This is a genomic window from Aeromonas sp. 603404, from assembly GCF_049171775.1.
Lineage (GTDB): Bacteria > Pseudomonadota > Gammaproteobacteria > Enterobacterales > Aeromonadaceae > Aeromonas > Aeromonas veronii_A.
The window spans coordinates 22797-44246 of the sequence record NZ_JAAKPE010000015.1; the positions used below are offsets into that span (position 1 = coordinate 22797).

The window sequence follows — 21450 nt, forward strand, 5'->3', positions numbered from 1 at the left end:
CAGATTAGTTGTTAACGGAACTGAGACGTATCGTCGAGAGCATGGCCGAGGCCAATACCCTCGAGCAGGCCTTGCAAGCATTGGTGAGCCAGACCCGGCACGCCATGGCAGTGGACTGCTGCTCCGTCTATGTCTCGGAACCCGAGGTGCGTCGCTATCGTCTGGCGGCTACCGACGGCTTGGCCCCGTCCGCAGTCGGCAAGGTGACCCTGCCCTACGAGCAGGGCATCGTCGGTCTGGTGGGTCAGCGGGAAGAGCTGATCAACCTGGCTGATGCCCCCGCGCACCCCAGTTTCAAATTCCTGCCCGATGTTGCCGAAGAGGCGTTCCGCTCCTTCCTCGGTGCCCCCATCATGCACCAGCGTCAGGTGGTTGGCATTCTGGTGGTGCAGCAGAAGGAGAGTCGCCGCTTCGATGAGGGGGAAGAGTCCTTCATGGTCACCCTGGCGGCCCAGCTGGCGGCGCGGATTGCCCAGGCGCAGGCCAAGGGGTGGTTGCAGAAGACCGACTGGAGCAAGCCGCTGCGCGGTATTGCCGGTGCCAGCGGTATCGCCATGGCCAAGGCCTGGGTGTGGCGGCCCCGCAAGGCGCTCTCGTCCATTACCCCGCGCAAGGATGAAGACCATGCCAGCCAGCTGGCGCGGCTGGAGCTGGCCGTGGAGGAGGTTCGTCACGATCTGGAGAGTCTGGCGCTGCGTTTTCGCGAGAGCTACAGCCAGGATTCGGTGGCGATCTTCGATATCTACCTCCATCTGCTGAACGATCCCGGTTATATCAAGCCGATCCGCAACAAGGTGAGCAAGGAGCACTGGACTGCGGTATCTGCGGTCAAGCTGATCAGCGATCGCTTGATCGAGCAATTCAAGGGGATGAAGGATCCCTACCTGCAGGAGCGCTCCACCGACGTGAAGGATATTGCCCAGCGGTTGATCAGCCGACTGGTGCAGAATGAACCGGAACATATCTCCATCGGTGAGCCGGTGGTGCTGGTTGCTGACGAGGTGACCGCCACCATTTTGGCGGAAGTGCCCCGCGAGTATCTGACCGGGGTGGTCTCGCTCAAGGGGGGGACCAACTCCCACGCGGCCATTCTGGCCCGCGCCATGGGGGTGGCCGCCATCATGGGGGTCGATCTGCCGCTCGGCGACATCGGCGGTCGCATGTTGGTGGTCGATGGCTACAGCGGCGATCTCTTCATCGAGCCCAATCAGGTGATCCTGACCGAGTATCGTCAGCTGCTGAGCGAAGAGCGGGCGCTCGATACCCTGGTGCGCAGCGTCGATAACCTGCCATCCGAGACGGCCGATGGCACCAAGGTCTCCCTGTTGCTCAACGCCGGCCTCAGTGCCGATACCGAGATCTCCCTCAACCAGCTGGCGGACGGGGTGGGTCTCTATCGCACCGAGATCCCCTTCATGCTGCAGGAGAGCTTCCCCTCCGAGTGGGAACAGACTGCCCGCTATCGCGGCATTCTGGAGACCTACCGCAACCGGCCGGTCTGCATGCGGACGCTGGATGTGGGCGGCGACAAGCCGTTACCCTATTTCCCCATCGTCGAGGAAAACCCCTTCCTTGGCTGGCGGGGGATCCGGATCACCCTGGATCACCCCGAACTGTTTCTGGTGCAGCTCAAGGCGATGCTGCGGGCCAGTGAAGGGCTGGACAATCTGGCCATCATGCTGCCGATGATCAGCAGCGTCAGCGAAATCAAGGCCTCCCGTCGTCTGCTGGATCAGGCGTGGCGAGAGGTGTCGGAAGAGGCGGCGAGTCGCGATGCGGTGATCCGCTATCCCAGCCTCGGGGTGATGATCGAGGTGCCCTCAGCCCTCTTTATTTTGCCGGAGATGGCGCCGCTCATCGACTTCTGGTCTGTGGGCAGCAATGACCTTACCCAGTACCTGCTGGCGGTGGATCGCAACAACTCCCGCGTTGCCAACATCTACGATGCCTTCCATCCTGCGGTGATCCGCGCCCTGCAACAGCTGGTTGATGCTTCCCATCGCTACCAGAAGCCGGTGTCGGTGTGTGGCGAGCTGGCCGGTGATCCGGTCGGTGTATTGCTGCTGCTGGCCATGGGTTATCGCCGCTTCAGTATGAATACCCACAACATCGCCCGGATCAAGTACGTGCTGCGTCAATCCACCCTGAGCGAGTTGACCGAACTGATGGCCGATGGCCTCAAACATGACAACCCCCACGTACTGCGCGGCCTGTTTGCCCGCTATCTGGAGGAGCATGGTTTGGGCGGTTTGCTGCGAGCCGGTCATAAATCGAAACAGAGTGATTGATAATCATGCCTTGTCCCTGCTGACGAATGATCGGAAAATGCGGCTTTTATTTTGACTGGGGCCGCATATGCAGCACGATGGATATTGGGTTTTCTCGCAGATTGATCCCGTAGCATTCAGTTTGGGACCACTATCGGTACGCTGGTATGGTCTCATGTACCTGTTCGGTTTTGCGTTTGCCATGTGGCTTGCCGGCCGTCGCGCCGATACACCGAACAGCGGCTGGACCCGCAACGAGGTGTCGGATCTGCTGTTCTACGGTTTCCTCGGGGTGATCCTCGGTGGCCGTGTCGGTTACGTGCTGTTCTACAACTTCGATCTCTTCCTCGCGGATCCCACCTATCTGTTCAAGATCTGGACCGGCGGTATGTCGTTCCACGGTGGTCTGATCGGGGTGATCACCGCGATGATCTGGTTTGCCCACAAGACCAAGCGCCACTTCTTCACCGTGGCCGACTTTGTGGCACCGCTCATTCCGTTCGGTCTCGGCGTCGGCCGGATCGGCAACTTCCTCAACGGCGAGCTGTGGGGCCGGGTCACCGATGTACCCTGGGCCATCATCTTCCCGGAGGCCGGCCCCGAGCCGCGTCATCCCTCCCAGCTTTACCAGTTCGCACTGGAAGGGGTGGTGCTGTTCATCATCCTCAATCTCTTCTGGCGCAAGAATCCGCCGCGCGGTGCCATCTCCGGCATGTTCCTGCTGTTCTACGGCCTGTTCCGCTTCCTGGTGGAGTTTGTGCGCCAGCCGGACAGCCAGCTTGGTCTCTATTTCCAGGAGATCAGCATGGGCCAGATCCTCTCCACCCCGATGATTATCGCCGGTGCCCTGATGATCTGGGCCGCCTACAAGCGTCCGCAGTTGTTCGGTAATGCCGTGAAGGAGGCGAAATAATGCGAGCTTATCTCGACCTGATGCAGAAAATCCTCGATGAGGGGACCGTCAAGTCTGACCGTACCGGCACCGGTACCATCTCCCTGTTCGGCCATCAGATGCGCTTCAATCTGGCGGAGGGTTTCCCGCTGGTGACCACCAAGAAGTGCCACCTGCGCTCGATCATTCACGAGCTGCTCTGGTTCCTCAATGGCGATACCAATACCGCTTATCTGAAGGAAAATGGCGTCAGCATCTGGGATGAGTGGGCCGACGAGAATGGCGATCTGGGGCCGGTTTACGGCGCGCAGTGGCGCTCCTGGCCTGCCGCTGACGGGTCTGTCATCGACCAGATCCAGAAGGCGGTGGATGACATCAAGCACAACCCGGATTCGCGCCGCATCATCGTCTCCGCCTGGAACGTGGGCGAGCTGGACAAGATGGCGCTGGCTCCCTGCCACGCCTTCTTCCAGTTCTATGTGGCGGACGGCAAGCTCTCCTGCCAGCTCTACCAGCGCAGTTGTGATGTGTTCCTCGGCCTGCCGTTCAACATCGCCAGCTACGCCCTGCTGACCCACATGATGGCCCAGCAGTGCAATCTGGAAGTGGGTGACTTTGTCTGGACTGGCGGTGATGTGCATCTCTACTCCAACCACATGGAGCAGACAGCTCTGCAGCTCTCCCGCGAGCCGCGCCCGCTGCCGACCCTGCTGATCAAGCGCAAACCTGACTCCATCTTCGACTACAAGTTCGAGGATTTCGAGATCGAGGGTTATGACCCCCATCCCGGCATCAAGGCGCCCGTCGCCATCTGATAGCAAGGCGCCTCAGGGCGCCTTTTTTATGCAGTTAAATAATTGAAAATTCATTTTATTGATTAATAAGACGGTAGCCAGAGACGAGGAAAAACCTGCTTATAGCAGGTATGTTCTATTTTGCTTTCGGTTTTTTCGTTGTATTGAGCAGCAAGAAACGATTTTCCATTGGTTGTTGCAAGAGATAGACTCAAACCAAAGCAATACGGTGGAAAATTTAACCATGAGTGATGTAATCAAAAAGTTCCTGAAGCTGGAGGCCGCCTCCGGAATTATTCTGATCATGGCTGCCATGCTGGCAATGATTTTAGCCAATACCGCGCTGGCTGGCGGGTACCAGGCGTTTCTCGACACGCCGGTGCAGGTGCGCATCGCGGCTCTCGACATCAACAAGCCACTGCTGCTCTGGATCAACGATGGCTTTATGGCGATCTTCTTCCTGCTGGTTGGCCTGGAAGTGAAGCGTGAAATGCTGGAGGGGGCGCTCTCCTCCCGGGTGCAAGCGACTTTTCCGGCCATCGCGGCGGTGGGCGGCATGCTGGCTCCAGCCTTGATCTACGCCTTTTTTAACTATTCGGACGAAGTGGCGCGTGCTGGCTGGGCGATCCCGGCTGCGACCGACATCGCCTTTGCCCTCGGGGTGATGGCGCTGCTCGGCAAGCGGGTGCCGGTGAGCCTCAAGGTATTCCTGCTGGCGCTGGCCATCATGGATGACCTCGGCGTCATCATCATCATCGCACTCTTCTATACCCAGCAGTTGTCGCTTGAGGCGCTGGCGATCGGCCTTCTGGCTACCTTTACCCTATTCTGGATGAACCGTCGTGGCGAGGACAGGATCAGCCTCTACATGCTGGTTGGTCTGGTGCTCTGGGTTGCTGTACTCAAGTCGGGCGTTCACGCGACGTTGGCCGGTGTGGTGGTCGGATTTATGATCCCGCTCAAGGGGAAGCGTTATGAGTCGCCACTCAAGCATCTTGAGCACTCGTTACATCCCTGGAGCGCCTATCTGATCCTGCCGCTGTTTGCCTTTGCCAACGCAGGGGTATCCCTTGAGGGGATAGGTCTCTCCTCCCTGTTGAATCCGGTGCCCATGGGCATCATGCTGGGACTGTTTATCGGCAAGCCGCTCGGGGTGTTTACCATCAGCTGGCTGTCGGTCAAACTGGGTATCGCCCAGTTGCCGCCCGGGGTTAACTTCAAGCAGATTTTTGCGGTCAGCATCCTCTGTGGTATCGGATTCACCATGTCGATGTTTATCGCGTCACTGGCCTTTGAGCATGGTGGGCTGGATTACGGCAGCTACTCGCGCCTCGGGATCCTCGTTGGATCCAGCATTGCAGCGCTGGTTGGCTATCTGGCCTTGCGATTGTCACTCCCCAAGAGTGATGGGGACCAGAATGCGGAGGGTTTATGAGAAAACAGGCATGGTTACTGCTCTTCTTGGTCAGTCCTATGGGATTAGCTGGCGGGTTTGAAGAGTGTCGACAGGAGGCTGGTTCGGCCAGCTGTTCGGCCTATCTCAACGGGGTGGTAGACAGCGCCCTGCTGCTGGGGGACAAGCAGGCCAAGGCGCGCTTTGGCGAGACCTTCTCCGAACGGGCGCTGAGCAGCCGGGCTGGCGAGATGGTCAAGCGTTCCAACAAGCGTTATTGCGCTGACCGGATGCCTGACAAGGCACGCCTCAAGGCCAGTCTGATGGAGCAGTTTGGCGCGAACAAGGTTGACTCGGTCAGCGACATGTATGACATTCTGGCGGTTGAACTCAGCTGCTACCGGAGTCCGCGTCAAGCGGGAACCCCATCGGATGTCACACCTTAACTACAACCATCTCTACTATTTCTGGATGACTCAGAAGAAGGGCTCCGTTACCCAGGCAGCGGAAGCCCTTTTTTTGACCCCGCAAACCGTCACCGGTCAGATCAAGCTGCTGGAGCAGCGCCTCGGGGGCAAGCTGCTCAAACGCAAGGGGCGCTCTCTTGAGGCGACCGAGCTGGGCCAGCTGGTGTTTCGTTATGCCGACAAGATGTTCAGCCTCTCCTACGAGATGCTCGATATCGTCAACTACCGCAAGGAGAGCCAGATCCTGTTCGACGTCGGCATCGCCGATGCCCTCTCCAAGCGCCTTGCCAGCCGCGTGCTGCTCTCTGTCATCCCCAATGATGGCTCCATCCATCTGCGCTGTTTCGAATCGACCCACGAACTGCTGCTGGAGCAGCTGAGCGAGCACAAGCTCGATATGATCCTCTCCGACTGTCCGGTGGACTCCAGCCAGCATGCGGGGCTGCTCTCCAAACGGCTGGGCGGCTGTGGCGTCAGCTTCTTCTGCAAGGCGCCGCTGCCTGAAAAGCCCTTTCCCGCCTGTCTGGAAGAGCGCAAGCTGCTGATCCCCGGTCGCCGTACCGCCATGGGGCGTCAGTTGACCCAGTGGTTCGAGCAGCAGGGGGTTTCTCCCAGCATTCTTGGCGAGTTTGATGATGCCGCCTTGATGAAGGCGTTTGGCTTCTTCAATCAGGGCATCTTTATGGCTCCCACCATCTATCGGGAGGAGATCCTCGAGGGGGAGGGGGTGATGCTGATCGGGGAAACTCAGGATCTGATGGAGGAGTATTACGTCATCTTCGCCGAGCGGATGATCCAGCATCCGGCGGTGAAGCGGGTCTGCGAGAGCGATTTTACCTTTCTCTTTTCCGGCCAGGAGAACTTCTCCGCCATCCAGCCGGCCACCCTGTCGTTTTAAAACGACCCGTCACCACGTATCATCGGCGATGAGTGGTAGAGGAGAGATGTGATGCAACTTGAAGAGATGGAAGCCAATGCGAGTAAAGCGGTGGCCTTGCTCAAGGCGCTGGCCAACGAACGGCGGCTGTTTATTCTGTGCCAGTTGCTGGAGCGCGAACTGTCAGTGGGGGAGCTCAACGAGCGATTGGGATTGAGTCAGTCGGCCTTGTCACAGCATCTGGCGCTGCTGCGGCGGGATGAGCTGGTGACGACGCGCAAAGAGGCCCAGACGGTCTACTATTCGCTGCGCAGCCATGAGGTGCGTGAAATGATCAGTTTGCTGCATCGCCTTTATTGCAGCGCAGATAAATAAAAAACCGGCACTAAGGCCGGTTTTTTCAGCTTTGATCAGCAGAAGCTGATTAAGCCATAGCTTTGATCTGGGCAGACAGGCGGCTCTTGTGACGAGCAGCTTTGTTCTTGTGGATCAGGCCTTTGGTCGCCATACGATCCATGATCGGCTGAGCAACAGCGAAAGCGGCAGTCGCAGCAGCTTTGTCGCCAGAGGCGATAGCAGCAATGACTTTCTTCAGGTAGGTACGGGTCATGGAACGACGGCTGGCGTTGTGCTGACGGCGTTTTTCTGACTGAAGAGCGCGCTTCTTAGCAGATTTGATGTTAGCCAAGGTAAAACTCCTAAAACTGTCTTAGCGAGTGTATTGAAAAGGCCCGGAAATATGCCCTTCCAACCACATATTGTCAAATGATTTGTGCAAATAAACACCGCCTCCCGGTGGTGTGTCAGTAGGGAGACGGTTAAACTGTCGGCCGATTCTAGCAGCATTCTTTTCATTCTGACAGTTCCAGAGGCCTCGTCTTGAGTAAGAAATTGATCAAATCCGGCATGATAGTGTCCGGAATGACGCTGGCATCCCGCGTAATGGGCTTGGTTCGCGATGTGGTCATCGCAAATCTGCTTGGTGCCGGGGTGGCCGCCGACGTCTTCTTTTTTGCCAATCGCATTCCCAACTTTCTGCGTCGTCTGTTCGCCGAAGGTGCCTTCAACCAGGCCTTTGTTCCCGTGATGACGGAGTACAAGAAAAATGGCGACGAGGGGGAAGTGCGTGAATTGCTGGCGGCGGTAGCGGGCACGCTGGGGGGGATAGTGACTGTGGTCACCCTGCTCGGGGTGCTGGGGTCGGGTGTGCTGACTGCCCTGTTTGGTTGGGGCTGGTTCTGGGATTGGCTGCACGGTGGCCCCGCGGCCGAGAAGTTCGAGCTCGCCAGTCTGATGCTCAAAATCACCTTCCCTTACCTATGGTTCATCACCTTTACCGCCATGGCGGGGGCTATCCTCAACACCTTCGGCCGCTTTGCGGTCTCGTCGTTTACGCCGGTGTTTCTCAACATCACCATGATTGCGGCGGCCTGGTGGATTGCGCCACTGATGGACAAACCTGAGATCTCGCTGGCAATTGGTGTCTTTTTGGGCGGTTTGGTGCAGTTTCTGTTCCAGTACCCCTTTTTGCGCCAAATCAACATGCTGGTATGGCCCAAGTGGGGATGGAATCACCCTGGGGTGGTGAAGATCCGCACACTGATGATCCCGGCCCTGTTCGGGGTATCGGTCAGCCAGATCAACCTGCTGGTCAACACCATGCTGGCTTCGTTCCTGGCGACCGGTGCCATCAGTTACCTCTACTACTCTGATCGCCTGCTGGAGTTCCCCCTCGGGCTGTTTGCGGTAGCCATCAGTACCGTGATCCTGCCTGCGCTGGCGAAGAAGCATGTGGATGCCGATCCGGCGGACTTCTCCCGCACCATGGATTGGGGGGTGCGGATGGTGATGCTGCTCGGCCTGCCCGCCATGATAGGCATTGCGGTCATGCGCGAGCCCATTTTGCGAGTGCTGTTCATGCGCGGCGAGTTCGGCCTGCATGAAGTGAGCATGTCGAGCGCGAGCCTGCTGGCCTCCACTACCGGTCTGCTCTCCCTGATGCTGATCAAGGTGCTGGCGCCCGGTTACTATGCCCGTCAGGACACCAAGACGCCAGTGCGGATCGGGGTGATGTCGATGATTGCCAACATGGTCTGCAACCTCATCTTTATCTACCCGCTCGGTTACGTGGGGCTGGCGCTCTCGACCGCCTGCTCGGGCACTCTGAATGCGGCCTTGCTGTTCAAGGGGTTGTACCAGCAGAGCGTCTATCGTCCCTCCCGCCATACTGGCGTGTTCTGCCTCAAGCTGCTGGTCGCCAGCGTGCTGATGGGGGGCGTGCTCGCCTATCTGTCGCCAGATTTGGCCCAGTGGGGCGCATGGAGCATGGGCAAGGCCAGTTTGCAGCTGACCATGCTGCTGTCGCTGGGGGCTGCGGTCTATGCCGTGGTGTTGCTGCTGCTGGGCATTCGGCCGCGTCACCTTAAATCGGGGCAGCAGGGGGCGTGATTGGGCCCGGATAGTTGAAATCAGGCTATGAGGGCTGACCCTGCCTGCTGCCTGATATATAATCCGCCGATTTCCATGGCAGCAACGCACAAGGCACTGATGGAGCTTATTCGCGGCATTCACAATCTCAAGCCCCGTCACCGGGGATGTGTATTAACCATTGGCAACTTTGATGGGGTTCATCAGGGTCACCATGCGGTATTGGCACGTCTCAAGGAGAAAGCGGCCCAGCTGGGATTGCCCGCCTGCGTCATGCTGTTTGAGCCGCAGCCGCTGGAGCTGTTTGCCGGCACAGCTGCGCCCGCTCGGCTGAGCCGGTTGCGGGAGAAGTATGAAGCGCTGCAGGGGCTGCATATCGACCGCATGCTCTGTGTGCGCTTCAGCCACCGCTTTGCCGAGCAGGCGGCCTCGACATTCATCGAGCAGTTGCTGGTGGAGAAGCTCGGAGTGCGCTATCTGGTGGTCGGCGATGATTTTCGCTTCGGCAAGGGGCGGGAGGGTGACTTCCACCTGCTGGAGGCGGCGGGCCATCGCTTCGGCTTCGAGGTGATCAGTACCCAGAGCTTCCAACTTGAACGGCAGCGGGTCAGCAGCACCCTGGTGCGTGAAGCCCTCAAGGCGGGCCGGATGGCGGAAGTGGAGCTGATGCTTGGCCGTCCCTATACCATCAGCGGCCGGGTGGCCCACGGCGACAAGTTGGGGCGCACCATAGGTTTTCCCACCGCCAATCTGGCCCTCAAGCGTCAGGTGATCCCGGTCGGTGGCGTGTTTGCGGTGGAAGTGATATGTTCCGGCAAGACCTTCCCCGGTGTAGCCAATGTGGGTGTACGGCCGACCTTGAGCGGTACACAAGCCAGATTGGAAGTACATCTATTTGATTTTTCTGGTGATCTATATGGTCAGCAGGTCAAGGTGCTGCTTCGCCACAAGCTGCGCGAAGAGCAGAGGTTTGCCTCTTTCACTGCCTTGAAAGAGCAGATCGAACGAGATGCCCTGGCGGCCCGAGCCTGGTTCGGGCTGCCACAATTCAATTTACCCAGCACTCTTTTAGAAAAGAAGGGAACCCAGGACTGATGAGCGACTATAAACACACCCTGAATCTTCCGGAAACCGAGTTTCCGATGCGTGGCGATCTGGCCAAGCGCGAACCCAACATGCTGAAGCGTTGGTATGATCAGGATCTCTACGGCGCTATTCGCCGCGCCAAAGCGGGCAAGCCTTCTTTCATTCTGCATGATGGCCCCCCCTATGCGAACGGCAACATTCACATCGGTCACTCGGTCAACAAGATCCTCAAAGACATCATCATCAAGTCCAAGGGCCTCTCCGGTTTCGATTCCCCCTATGTGCCGGGTTGGGATTGCCACGGTCTGCCTATCGAACTGAAAGTGGAAGGCATGGTCGGCAAGCCGGGCGAGAAGGTTTCCGCTGCCGAATTCCGCGCCGAGTGCCGCAAATACGCCAAGACCCAGATCGAAGCGCAGAAGACCGACTTCATCCGTCTGGGTGTGCTGGGTGACTGGGAACACCCCTACCTGACCATGGATTTTGGCACCGAAGCCAACATCATCCGCTCCATGGCCAAGATCGTTGAAAACGGCCACCTGCACAAAGGCTCCAAGCCGGTGCACTGGTGTACCGATTGCGGCTCCGCCCTGGCTGAAGCCGAGGTTGAGTACTACGACAAAAACTCCCCCTCCATCGATGTGCGCTTCAAGGCCGTCGATGAGGCATCTGTTGCCGCCAAGTTTGACTGCGCCGAAGGCCACACCGGCAAGGGCCCGATCTCTGCGGTGATCTGGACCACCACTCCGTGGACCCTGCCAGCCAACCGCGCTATCGCCATGCACGCCGACCTCGACTACGCACTGGTGCAGGTTGAAGGTGAGCACCCCGAGCGTCTGATCCTGGCCGCCGAGCTGGTCAAGGACGTGATGGATCGCGCCGGTATCGAGAAGTTCCACAATCTGGGCTATGCCAAGGGTGCCGCGCTCGAGCTGCTGCGCTTCAACCACCCCTTCTACAGCTTCGATGTGCCGGTGGTACTGGGTGATCACGTTACCCTGGATGCCGGTACCGGCGCCGTACACACCGCCCCTGGCCACGGTCAGGAAGACTTCGTGGTCGGCCAGAAATACGGTCTGGAAGTGGCCAACCCGGTTGGCAGCAATGGCGTTTACCTGCCTGATACCGAACTGTTTGCCGGTCAGCATGTGTTCAAGGCCAATGCCTCCGTGATCGAAGTGCTGACCGAACGCGGCGCCCTACTGCATCACAAGGTGTTCAACCACTCCTATCCGCACTGCTGGCGTCACAAGACCCCGATCATCTTCCGTGCTACTCCGCAGTGGTTCATCAGCATGGAGCAGAAGGGTCTGCGCAAGCGCGCGCTGGAAGAGATCGAGCGCATCGAGAAGGACGGTATTGCCCAGCAAGGCCAGAGCGGCTGGGTACCGGCCTGGGGTAAAAACCGCATTCAGGCGATGGTTGAGAACCGTCCTGACTGGTGTATCTCCCGTCAGCGCACCTGGGGTGTGCCTATCTCCCTGTTCGTCCACAAAGAGACCCAGGAACTGCATCCGGAATCCGTGCGCCTGATGCACGAAGTAGCCAAGCGGGTCGAGCTGTCCGGTATTCAGGCATGGTGGGATCTGGACAAGGCCGAGCTGCTGGGTGCCGATGCAGACATGTACGACAAGGTGCCTGACACTCTGGACGTCTGGTTTGACTCCGGTTCTACCCACGCCTCCGTGGTCGATGCCCGTCCCGAGTTCAACGGCAAGCCGGCCGACATGTATCTGGAAGGTTCTGACCAGCACCGTGGCTGGTTCATGTCCTCCCTGATGATCGGTGTGGCCATGAAAGACAAGGCTCCCTATAACCAGGTGCTGACTCACGGCTTCACTGTGGATGGTCAGGGTCGCAAGATGTCCAAGTCCATCGGCAACGTGGTGAGCCCGCAAGACGTAATGAACAAGCTGGGTGCCGACATCCTGCGTCTGTGGGTAGCGAGCACTGATTACACCGGCGAGATGACTGTCTCCGATGAGATCCTCAAGCGCTCTGCCGATGCTTATCGCCGTATTCGCAATACAGCCCGCTTCCTGCTGGCCAACCTGAACGGCTTCAATCCGGCGACCGACATGGTGGCACCTGCCGACATGGTGGTGGTGGATCGCTGGGCTGTGGGTCGTGCCAAAGCGGTACAGGCCGAGATCATGGCGGCATTCGACGAGTACAACTTCCACGGTGTAACCCAGAAGCTGATGCAGTTCTGCTCCATCGAGATGGGCTCCTTCTATCTGGATGTCATCAAGGATCGTCAGTACACCGCCAAGGCTGACAGCCTGGCCCGTCGCTCCTGCCAGACAGCCCTCTATCACATCGCCGAGGCCATGGTGCGCTGGATGGCGCCGATCATGAGCTTCACCGCCGATGAAATCTGGGCACTGCTGCCGGGTGAGCGCGGCGAGTTCGTCTTCACCGAAGAGTGGTACGACGGCCTGTTCGGGCTGGAAGCGGGTGAAACCCTCAACGACGATTTCTGGGCCGAGATCCTCACCGTGCGTGGTGAAGTGAACAAGGCGCTGGAAGTGGCCCGTGGCGAGAAGCGTATCGGCGGCTCCCTGCAGGCCGAGCTGACCCTGTTCGCCAAGCCGGAGCTGGCTGCACGCCTGAATGCCCTGGCTGATGAGCTGCGCTTCGTGCTGCTCACCTCCAAAGCCAATGTGGTTGAGGCTGACACTGCGCCGGAAGGCTCTGTGGCGACCGAGCGTGATGACCTGTGGCTGAGCGTGGCCCAGTCTGCTGCCGCCAAGTGCGACCGCTGCTGGCACCATGTAGAAGATGTGGGCACCATAGCCGGTCACGAAGAGATCTGTGGTCGCTGTGTGACCAACGTTGAGGGTGACGGCGAAACGCGTCAATTTGCCTGATGAACATGACTCAACATAAAAGCGGCCTGCGTTGGCTGTGGCTGGCAGTGCTGGCCTTTGTTCTGGACCAGGCGAGCAAGCTCGCCGTGGTCAAGTTGCTGCCATTTGGTTACCCGGGGGTGGAGATCACCCCCTTCTTCAATCTGGTTCACGTCTACAACAAGGGCGCCGCATTCAGCTTTCTGGCTGATCAGGGGGGCTGGCAGCGCTGGTTCTTCGCGGTGCTGGCTTTTGCCATCTGTGGATTGCTGATCCACTGGCTGCGCAAGCAGTCGGTGACCCAGCGTTGGAGCGGTATCGCCTATTCACTCATCATCGGCGGCGCCCTCGGCAACGTCTTTGATCGACTGGTGTTGGGCCATGTGGTCGATTTTCTCGACTTCTACTGGCAGCGTGCGCATTGGCCGGCATTTAATCTGGCCGACAGCTTTATCTTTATCGGGGCCGCCATGATCGTGCTGGACGGTTTCCGTGGTGAGAAAAAGGAGCAGGCATGAGCCAGCAGATCACCGCTAACAGCAGCGTGCTGTTCCACTTCTCCATCAAGCTGGAAGATGGCTCGGTTGCCGACAGCACGGCGCTGCACGGCAAACCTGCCCGCCTGCGGATGGGCGATGGCAGCCTGACCCCCACCTTCGAGCAGTGCCTTTTGGGGCTGAGCGAAGGGGAGAGCAAGAGTTTTACTCTGGCGCCGGAAGAGGCCTTTGGTCTCTCCAATCCCGACAACATCTACCATCTCGACCGTGCCAAATTTGGCGCCGATGTGGAGCCAAAAGTCGGCACCATCATCCTGTTCGATCAGCCCAATGGCAGCGAGCTGCCGGGCATTATCCGGGCGGTAGCCGGGATGTCGGTGACGGTCGATTTCAACCACCCGCTGGCCGGTCATACCGTCACCTTCGAGGTGGAGATCCTGGGCGTTGATGATGAGGAGAAGGTGCATTAATGGATATTCTGCTCGCTAACCCTCGCGGTTTTTGCGCCGGTGTCGATCGCGCCATCAGCATTGTCGAGAGCGCGTTGGAGAAGTTCGGTGCCCCCATCTATGTCCGCCACGAAGTGGTGCATAACCGCTATGTGGTGAACAAGCTGAAAGATGCGGGTGCCGTCTTCGTCGAGGAGCTCGATGAGGTGCCGGATGACAGCATCGTCATTTTCTCTGCTCACGGCGTGGCCAAAACAGTGCGCGAGATGGCCAAGTCCCGCGCCCTCAAGGTATTTGATGCCACCTGTCCGCTGGTGACCAAGGTTCACATGGAAGTCCATCGCGCCAGTCGCAAGGGCTCCGAAGCCGTGCTTATCGGTCATGCTGGCCACCCCGAGGTGATCGGGACCATGGGGCAATACGAGAATCGCGAAGGTGGCATGTATCTGGTGGAGACACCGGAAGATGTGGCCAGGCTCAAGGTGAAGAATCCGGATGACCTCTGCTTCGTCACCCAGACTACCCTGAGCGTGGATGAGACCTCTGACGTGATCGATGCGCTGCGCAAGCACTTCCCCAAGATCCAGGGGCCGCGCAAGGACGATATCTGCTACGCCACCCAGAACCGTCAGGATGCGGTGCGGGAGATGGCGGGGCTGGTGGACGCCATGCTGGTGGTGGGGTCTCGCAACTCCTCCAATTCCAACCGTCTGCGCGAGCTGGCCGAGAAGGTGGGCGCCAGAGCCTATCTTATCGACGATGCGTCGATGATTGAGGCGAGCTGGCTGGAAGGGGTGAAGGCGATAGGCGTCACTGCCGGCGCATCCGCCCCCGAGGTGCTGGTGCAGTCCGTGATTGCCCGCCTGCGGGAGCTGGGAGGCAAGGTGGTCGCCGAGCATCCTGGCCGTGAAGAGAACGTTGTGTTTGAAGTGCCGCCAGAGCTGCGGATCCTCTGATCCCTCTCATCTCGCTGGATGTCGGTTTATTGCCAGAGCCACCTCGTTGAGGTGGCTTTGTTTTTTTTGGCTCTAACGAGTCCTCTTTGCATGTTCGCAACTAGATTGCAGCGAAAATTGATGATGCAGCTCGAACTTTTGCATTGCCGGGATTGAAACACCAAGTGCCCGGCATAGACTGCCATCAAGCCCTTACTCTGGCTTAGCACACATGGAGTGTGTCTGTCCTCCTGGAACAAATCAGAGCGAAACAGGATGTTTTTGCGTTCAGGTTTTAGCCTTATCGAGCTTATGGTCACCATAGCGCTCGTCTCTTTGTTACTCACGTTGGGGGTTCCTTCCTTCAACGCTTTGCTGCGCACTATTTCTCTCAATACTCAGGCTAACAACTTTGTTGCGGCCATCAACCTTGCCCGCTCAGAAGCCATTCGCCGCAACACGGTAGTGACCCTCTCCGCCTCTGCCGATAACCTGACCCAGCATCACTGGGAGGCTGGCTGGCAGATCTGGGTCGATGGCAACGGTAACGGCATACTGGATAATGGTGAGTTGTTGCGAGGCTTTCCCGACATGGGGGGCGGGGTATTGAGCAGCAATACCTCCCTGCTGCGTTTTAATAGCGAGGGTTTTCTTGATGGCCGCACTCCGTTGGCACGGGTATTTTCCCTGCGTCCTGATGAGTGTCGGAATGAGCCCTCCCGTGATATCAACATCACAGTGGCTGGTCGCCCTTCCATTACCGAGGCTAGCTGCCCATGATGCGAGAACGGGGTTTGTCACTGCTTGAAATCATGATCTCGGTACTGGTGCTCTCCATCGGTATTCTGGGCATGGCGACTCTGCAACTGCAGGCTCTCAAGAGTAACCAGTCGGCGCTGATGCGTACCGAGGCGACCCAGTATGCATACATGATCAACGACATGATGCGGGCTAATCGCAGCGCGGCTCTGAACGGGCAATACAATATCGACTTGGGCGAAACTGTCTCGGGTAGCTCTATGGCGGTTCAGGATCTGCAACACTGGAAGCGGGTCGTAGCCGAGCTACCAGGTGGCGATGGCGCCGTATCGGTCAGTGCCGGAAGGGCCACCATCACTATTCAGTGGGATAGCAGTCGGCTGTCGACTGATCCTGCGTCGCGCAGCATGATCCTGAGGACGGACCTATGAGCAGGAGCGGTTTGCCGCTACACCAGCACGGGATCGGCTTGGTCGAGGTGATGATCGCCTTGGTGCTCTCGCTGATAACGGTGGGGGTCATGATTCAGGTGTTTCTCGGCAATCACAAAACCTATCTCACTGGCGAGGCCATTGCCCGGGTGCGGGAAGATAGCGGATTTGCCACCAATCTGCTGCAAAAAGAGCTGCGTATGGTGGGCTATCAGGGGTGTCTCAGCAAACAGGGGGTCAATATCACCAATACCCTCAATAACAGTACGGCACTGCCCTACAACTTCACCACCTTTTTGCGTGGTTACGACAATGTGACGTCCACTTTGCCAGCCGAGCTGTCTGCTTTGTTCAGCGGTTCCGAGCCCAGACCCATGCCGGGTAGCGATATCCTGTTGGTTCAGGGGCCGGTTGGGGTTGGGGTTCCGCTCAGTCGTGATAATCATAACAGTGCCGCCCAGCTGTTTGTGCAGCAGCTATCCAGCAAGGCCGACTATTGTGGTTCCGGCGCACAGGGTTATAGCGATCTGTGCGAGGGAGATATTGTCATGGTCTCCGACTGTCAGAAGGCCAGAATATTTCAGGTCACCAAAGTACAGGGCGTGGCAGGGGGGCGTGAGGTCAATATCGTCCACTCCAATGACAACAAATATACGCCAGGCAATGCCAGCAGTTCCTGGGGGGGGGCCAGCAGCCCACCCGAGGAGCGATTCGGTCTTGGCTCGGTCGTGAACAGGGTGGAAACCCGTCTCTACTATATCGCCCGCCCCTCTGCCAGCAGCCCCTACGCGCTTTATCGCAAGAACGGGGTGGCTGCAGGTATGCCCCTTATCGAAGGGGTGGCCAATATGCAACTTACATTCGGCGAGGATCAGAACCGGGATCGGGCGGCAGATCGCTATGTGAGCGCCGCCAGCAATCCAAACTGGAACAATGTACTGGGGATTGGAGTACAGCTTCTTATGCGCAGTAACCAAGGCAATGTGGTGTCGTCTCCGCAGGCCCTTAGCTTTGCCGGAGCCACCTTCCGGGCGACCGATCGCAACTGGTACTGGGTCGCCGAAACCACAGTTGCGCTGCGCAACCGGCTACCTTGAGGAGCCCAGTCATGATGGATCGACAGCAGGGGATGGCGCTGGTGATCAGCCTGATTTTTCTGGTCATGGTGAGCCTGCTGGGTATGGCCAGCATGCGTGGGGCGCAGTTGCAAGAGAAGATGGCGGGTAACCAGAAAGAGGCACTGCAGGCATTGCAGGCGGCAGAAGCGGGCCTGCGCGCTGCCGAGCGCTATATCGAGGCTGGCAACTCGGGTCCCTATGACAACAGCGCGGGCCTGTATGAATTTATCGACACCGCGGTGGATCCTGCCTCCCCTTCGACCGCCTGGCGTACCTATACCAACAGTGGTCTGGCGGGGCGCGCTCCCGAATACTTTATCGAACGGTTGCCCTATACCCAGGGGGGGAGCGAGGATCTGGCAGTCGATGAGCCCATCAGTGAGCGTCGTCTATATCGTATTACTGCAAGGGGATTTGGTCTCTCTGACGAGAGCCGGGTGCTGTTGCAATCGACCTATAGTCGCTAGGAGGCGGTGTATGGGCAAACTTGGTTTTGGCCTTTCAGTGATGCTCTGCTGTGCTTCGGCACAGGCGGCGCTCGATATTGCCCAGGTTCCCCTCTATCTCGGCACCCGGGCCGATCCCAATATCATGTTTACCCTGGATGATTCGGGTTCGATGCATTTCGAGATCATGCCCGAGTCCTTGATCGAGAACGATGCGCGTTATGTCTATCCACGCGCTAGCCAAGTCTACGGGAGTGATGATTACGACAACTATACGATCACCTTTGCCAGCGACAACGCCCGCAATGCCTACGTGCGCTCCAGCCATAACAACAAGCTCTATTACAACCCGCAGCTGACCTATCGTCCCTGGGCCAATGCGGATGGCTCCTTGATGGCCAATGCCAAAGTGACCTGTGCCCCTCACAACCCTATGAAGACGGCGGCCGGTTGTCGCAACCTGACTGAAACTAATCGGGCTTGGTGGGCCATCTATTACACTGATTTTTCTCCTTATTATTTCAACCGTGACGAGAGTTTCTGGCCGGCTGTCTATTTCGACTATAAGGGTAGCGGTAATGTGAAGCTGGCAAACAGCTATACCCGAGTGGAAATTCAGTCTGGCAAAACATATGGTGACCGTTCCAATCGCAGTGACTGCAAAAACGCTCCCGTTTGTAGCTATGACGAAGAGATCCAGAATTTTGCCAACTGGTATACCTATTACCGCTCGCGGATTTTGGCTGCTCGGGCAGGCGTGGGACGAGCTTTTGCCAGTCAGGGAGAGGGAATTCGGGTCGGCTTTGCCACCATCAATGCCAAGGATAGTGTTATTCGTGGTGTCACCCCTTTTTCGGGTACCGACAGAAGCGCATTTTTCAATGAACTGTATGGCCGCGATATTTTGGCGAAGGGGACACCGCTGCGTACCGGTCTGAAAGAGGTAGGGGAGTATTTTTCCCGCAGTGACAATAATGGCCCTTGGTCTGCCCGTGCCGGCAGCACGCTTCCTCATCTGACTTGCCGCCAGAGCTACAACATCCTGATGACTGATGGTTACTGGAACGGGGATTCGCCCTCGGTCGGCGATCAGGACCTGGATGGCATCAAGAACACCTTGGCGGACGTGGCCTTCAAATACTGGAAAACCGACCTGCGTGCCGATTTGGCCGACAAGGTGCCGGCCAGCACGGCGGATCCTGCCAACTGGCAGCATCTGGTCAACTTTACCGTCGGACTCGGGGTCAACGGGTCGCTCAATCCTGCCAACGGTATCCCGGGCAGTTGGCCGAATCCTTATGATTCCGATGAGTTCAAGATCGACGATCTGTGGCATGCGGCTGTCAACAGCAAGGGGAGCTTTTTCAGCGCGGCAGATCCCGATACCTTCGCCGCAGCCCTGAGCAGTACGCTGGCACAGATTGCCGCCCGTAACAGCTCAGCCAGTTCAGTGACCGCCAACGCAACCCGGCTGGACAGCAATACCCACATCTACCAGGCCCGCTACAACAGCGGCGACTGGTCGGGGCAACTGGTCTCGATCCCGCTGAACAGCGATGGCACCCTTGGGGAGATCGCTTGGGATGCCGCTACCTTGATCCCCGAGCCTTCGGCACGCAATATCTTCACCCGGCAAGATGGTGTCGGCATCCCCTTTCGTTGGGATACGCTGAATGTGACCAACCGGGCTCTATTCAATGTCGCTGGTGACAACCAGGGAGAAAGCCGTGTCGCCTATCTGCGCGGTGATCGCAGTGGTGAGCAGCGCAATGGTGGTGCGTTTCGTAATCGTAGTGATCTGCTCGGCGACATCATCAATTCTGATCCCGTCTACGTGGGCAAGCGTGATTACGGTTACAGCAGTGCAGCCGGTCTGACCCAGACCGAGCGGGAGGGTTACCAAGCTTTTCTAAGCTCGACGGCGATTACCCGGCGCCCACCCATGCTCTATGTCGGTGCCAATGACGGTATGCTGCACGGATTTCGAGTCGCCGACGGTGTCGAGCGACTGGCCTATATCCCGTCCAGCCTGCTGGGCGAGCTGAATCAGTTGACCAGACCGAATTACAGCCATCGCTACTATGTGGATGGGACGCCCAGGGTAGGCGATGCCTATCTGGGCAGTCGCTGGAAGAGCATCTTGCTGGGATCCACCGGTGCCGGTGGCAAGGCGGTATTTGCCATCGATGTGACGGCCCCGGATAACTTCACCGCCGACAAGATGCTGTGGGAGTTCACCGATAGCGAAATGGGGGTTGCACTGGCGGCACCCACTCTGGTACGTGTCAAAGCCGACAACAAATGGGTTGCTCTGGTTGCGAATGGTTACAACAGCACCAGTCAGACTGCGAGGCTTTTTGTGCTGGATCTGGCGACTGGCGCCATCATCAAAGAGATTGATACCGAGGTAGGGTCTTCCAGCGAGCCCAACGGTCTATCTTCCCCCTTGCCGGTAGATCAAGACGGGGACAGGGTTGTCGACTATGTCTATGCCGGTGACCTGCACGGCAATCTGTGGAAATTCGATCTGACTGACAGAAACAGTGCCCAGTGGGGAAGTGCTTTGAAAACGGGCAACAAGCCCAAGCCGCTGTTCCAGGCCTGTAATGGCAGCTGCAGTGCCGGTACGCGTCAGCCGATCACCATGCGTCCTTTGGCTATTCGGCACCCTAAAGGGGGGGTTATGGTGATGATGGGGACTGGCAGTTATTTTACCAATGATGACAAACTGGTTCCCGCCACGCCGAGGCTGGAAGCGGTGTACGGTATCTGGGATACGGGGGCTACCGTGCTCAGTAGCCAGCTGTTGCAGCAGATCATCACCCATGAGTTTGTGGCCAACGGCACCACTATCAAGTTCAACGTGAGGGTTGTCTCCAACCGGAATGTCAATTACACCAGCCAAAAGGGTTGGTATCTGCTATTGAAATCGCCAAGCTTGAGCAAGGGGGTCGGTGAGCGGGCCGTCTCCGAGATGCTCTATCGGCATAAGCGACTGATCTTCAATACTTTGATCCCGTCGGCGGATGCCTGTGACTTTGGTGGCCGCTCTTGGTTGATGGAGCTGGATCCCATCTCGGGGGCCAGACTCACCTACTCGGTGTTCGACGTTAACGGCGACGGGGCTGTCAACGATGATGACTACGTCGCGATCAAGGATGATTCTGGTAATGACATCAAGGTGCCGGTCAGCGGCAAGCAATTTGATGAGCTCACCACGACGCCAAGCGTAGTGGAAGATGCCGAGATGGAGCGCAAATATATCAGCGGCTCCAGCGGAAATATCTCGGTCACGCTGGAAGAGGGGGCAGGCGATCTGGGTGGCCGCCAGTCCTGGTTGCAACTGGAGTAGAGGTTGGCATGGAACGTGGTTTTACCCTGATTGAGTTGATGATAGTGGTCGCAGTGGTCGCCATTCTGGCCGCGATCGCGTATCCCAGTTACAACAACTACATGGCGGCTGCCAAGCGGGCCGAAGCCAAGGCAGTGTTGCTGGAAGCGGCGCAATATCTGGAGCGGGAGTTTACTGCCAATGGCAATTACGACGCCGGTAACCTAGCCTCTGCCGGCTTGGCGACCCTGCCGAGGGATGGGGGGGCTGCGTATTACAATGTAGCGCTCAATGCCAGTGGGGCCCGTTATACCCTGACCGCCATTCCGACAGGTGTGATGAATGGCGATCCCTGTGGATTGTTGACTCTCGATCAGAGCGGACTGCAGGGGGTATCACGAGCCACCATGACAGCCACCGAATGCTGGTAGC

The 21450-nt window shown here is 58.1% G+C and carries 20 protein-coding genes; 19 read left to right on the forward strand and 1 reads right to left on the reverse strand.

The window, feature by feature from the left end:
- Window positions 1-8: 8 nt before the first annotated feature.
- From ptsP to G5306_RS17290, 7 genes are all read left to right on the forward strand, one after another.
- On the forward strand, window positions 9-2288 hold the full coding sequence (gene ptsP, locus G5306_RS17260; RefSeq protein WP_005340422.1) for a phosphoenolpyruvate--protein phosphotransferase: 2280 nt from the start codon (window positions 9-11) through the stop codon (window positions 2286-2288).
- 67 nt (window positions 2289-2355) lie between these two features.
- Window positions 2356-3180, forward strand: coding sequence for a prolipoprotein diacylglyceryl transferase (gene lgt, locus G5306_RS17265; protein ID WP_042084341.1), 825 nt, complete (start codon window positions 2356-2358; stop codon window positions 3178-3180).
- Window positions 3180-3974 carry a thymidylate synthase gene (gene thyA / locus G5306_RS17270; RefSeq protein ID WP_330124901.1) on the forward strand — a complete coding sequence of 265 codons (795 nt, stop codon included), beginning with the start codon at window positions 3180-3182 and terminating at the stop codon, window positions 3972-3974. The genes lgt and thyA overlap by 1 nt, the downstream gene beginning before the upstream one ends.
- A 223-nt stretch (window positions 3975-4197) precedes the next feature.
- The gene (gene nhaA, locus G5306_RS17275; protein WP_005341370.1) at window positions 4198-5388 is read left to right on the forward strand and encodes a Na+/H+ antiporter NhaA; all 1191 of its coding nucleotides are present in this window, start codon (window positions 4198-4200) and stop codon (window positions 5386-5388) included.
- Between the two features lie 38 nt (window positions 5389-5426).
- On the forward strand, window positions 5427-5792 hold the full coding sequence (locus G5306_RS17280; protein ID WP_227342980.1) for a hypothetical protein: 366 nt from the start codon (window positions 5427-5429) through the stop codon (window positions 5790-5792).
- Window positions 5779-6711 (forward strand): transcriptional activator NhaR, encoded by a 933-nt coding sequence (nhaR, locus tag G5306_RS17285; protein ID WP_005340434.1) that lies wholly within the window; start codon window positions 5779-5781, stop codon window positions 6709-6711. The genes G5306_RS17280 and nhaR overlap by 14 nt, the downstream gene beginning before the upstream one ends.
- Before the next feature lie 51 nt (window positions 6712-6762).
- Window positions 6763-7065, forward strand: a complete 303-nt coding sequence (locus tag G5306_RS17290; protein ID WP_013724128.1) for an ArsR/SmtB family transcription factor — start codon at window positions 6763-6765, stop codon at window positions 7063-7065.
- Between the two features lie 49 nt (window positions 7066-7114).
- Here the strand turns inward: G5306_RS17290 and rpsT are convergent, their stop codons facing one another.
- A complete protein-coding gene (gene rpsT / locus G5306_RS17295; protein ID WP_005308808.1) occupies window positions 7115-7378 on the reverse strand; it encodes a 30S ribosomal protein S20 in 264 nt (87 codons plus the stop codon).
- A gap of 191 nt (window positions 7379-7569) precedes the next feature.
- Here rpsT and murJ point away from each other — a divergent pair, with 191 nt between their 5' ends.
- The 12 genes from murJ (at window position 7570) to tppA (ending at window position 21449) form a co-directional block, all read left to right on the forward strand.
- Window positions 7570-9138, forward strand: a complete 1569-nt coding sequence (gene murJ / locus G5306_RS17300; protein WP_335812311.1) for a murein biosynthesis integral membrane protein MurJ — start codon at window positions 7570-7572, stop codon at window positions 9136-9138.
- Window positions 9139-9237: 99 nt separating this feature from the next.
- Window positions 9238-10212 (forward strand): bifunctional riboflavin kinase/FAD synthetase, encoded by a 975-nt coding sequence (gene ribF, locus G5306_RS17305; protein ID WP_421313318.1) that lies wholly within the window; start codon window positions 9238-9240, stop codon window positions 10210-10212.
- Window positions 10212-13073: an isoleucine--tRNA ligase gene (gene ileS / locus G5306_RS17310; protein WP_227341908.1), complete on the forward strand. Its 2862-nt coding sequence runs from the start codon at window positions 10212-10214 to the stop codon at window positions 13071-13073. The genes ribF and ileS overlap by 1 nt, the downstream gene beginning before the upstream one ends.
- Entirely contained in the window at window positions 13073-13570 is a 498-nt protein-coding gene (gene lspA, locus G5306_RS17315) for a signal peptidase II (protein WP_005340447.1), read from the forward strand. Before ileS ends, lspA begins: the two co-directional genes overlap by 1 nt.
- Window positions 13567-14019 (forward strand): FKBP-type peptidyl-prolyl cis-trans isomerase, encoded by a 453-nt coding sequence (gene fkpB / locus G5306_RS17320; RefSeq protein ID WP_005341354.1) that lies wholly within the window; start codon window positions 13567-13569, stop codon window positions 14017-14019. The genes lspA and fkpB overlap by 4 nt, the downstream gene beginning before the upstream one ends.
- On the forward strand, window positions 14019-14954 hold the full coding sequence (gene ispH, locus G5306_RS17325; RefSeq protein WP_216952856.1) for a 4-hydroxy-3-methylbut-2-enyl diphosphate reductase: 936 nt from the start codon (window positions 14019-14021) through the stop codon (window positions 14952-14954). The genes fkpB and ispH overlap by 1 nt, the downstream gene beginning before the upstream one ends.
- A 255-nt stretch (window positions 14955-15209) precedes the next feature.
- Window positions 15210-15713, forward strand: a complete 504-nt coding sequence (gene tppE, locus G5306_RS17330) for a type IVa pilus pseudopilin TppE (RefSeq protein WP_100646794.1) — start codon at window positions 15210-15212, stop codon at window positions 15711-15713.
- 14 nt (window positions 15714-15727) lie between these two features.
- Window positions 15728-16123 carry a type IV pilus modification protein PilV gene (gene pilV, locus G5306_RS17335; RefSeq protein ID WP_421231203.1) on the forward strand — a complete coding sequence of 132 codons (396 nt, stop codon included), beginning with the start codon at window positions 15728-15730 and terminating at the stop codon, window positions 16121-16123.
- A complete protein-coding gene (locus tag G5306_RS17340) occupies window positions 16120-17220 on the forward strand; it encodes a PilW family protein (RefSeq protein ID WP_123173791.1) in 1101 nt (366 codons plus the stop codon). Before pilV ends, G5306_RS17340 begins: the two co-directional genes overlap by 4 nt.
- 11 nt (window positions 17221-17231) lie before the next feature.
- Window positions 17232-17708 carry a pilus assembly PilX family protein gene (locus tag G5306_RS17345; protein WP_123173790.1) on the forward strand — a complete coding sequence of 159 codons (477 nt, stop codon included), beginning with the start codon at window positions 17232-17234 and terminating at the stop codon, window positions 17706-17708.
- Window positions 17709-17718: 10 nt separating this feature from the next.
- Entirely contained in the window at window positions 17719-21039 is a 3321-nt protein-coding gene (locus G5306_RS17350; RefSeq protein WP_421313290.1) for a pilus assembly protein, read from the forward strand.
- A gap of 8 nt (window positions 21040-21047) precedes the next feature.
- Complete coding sequence (gene tppA / locus G5306_RS17355) at window positions 21048-21449, forward strand: type IVa pilus pseudopilin TppA (protein WP_100654567.1); 402 nt, start codon at window positions 21048-21050, stop codon at window positions 21447-21449.
- Window position 21450 lies beyond the last annotated feature (1 nt).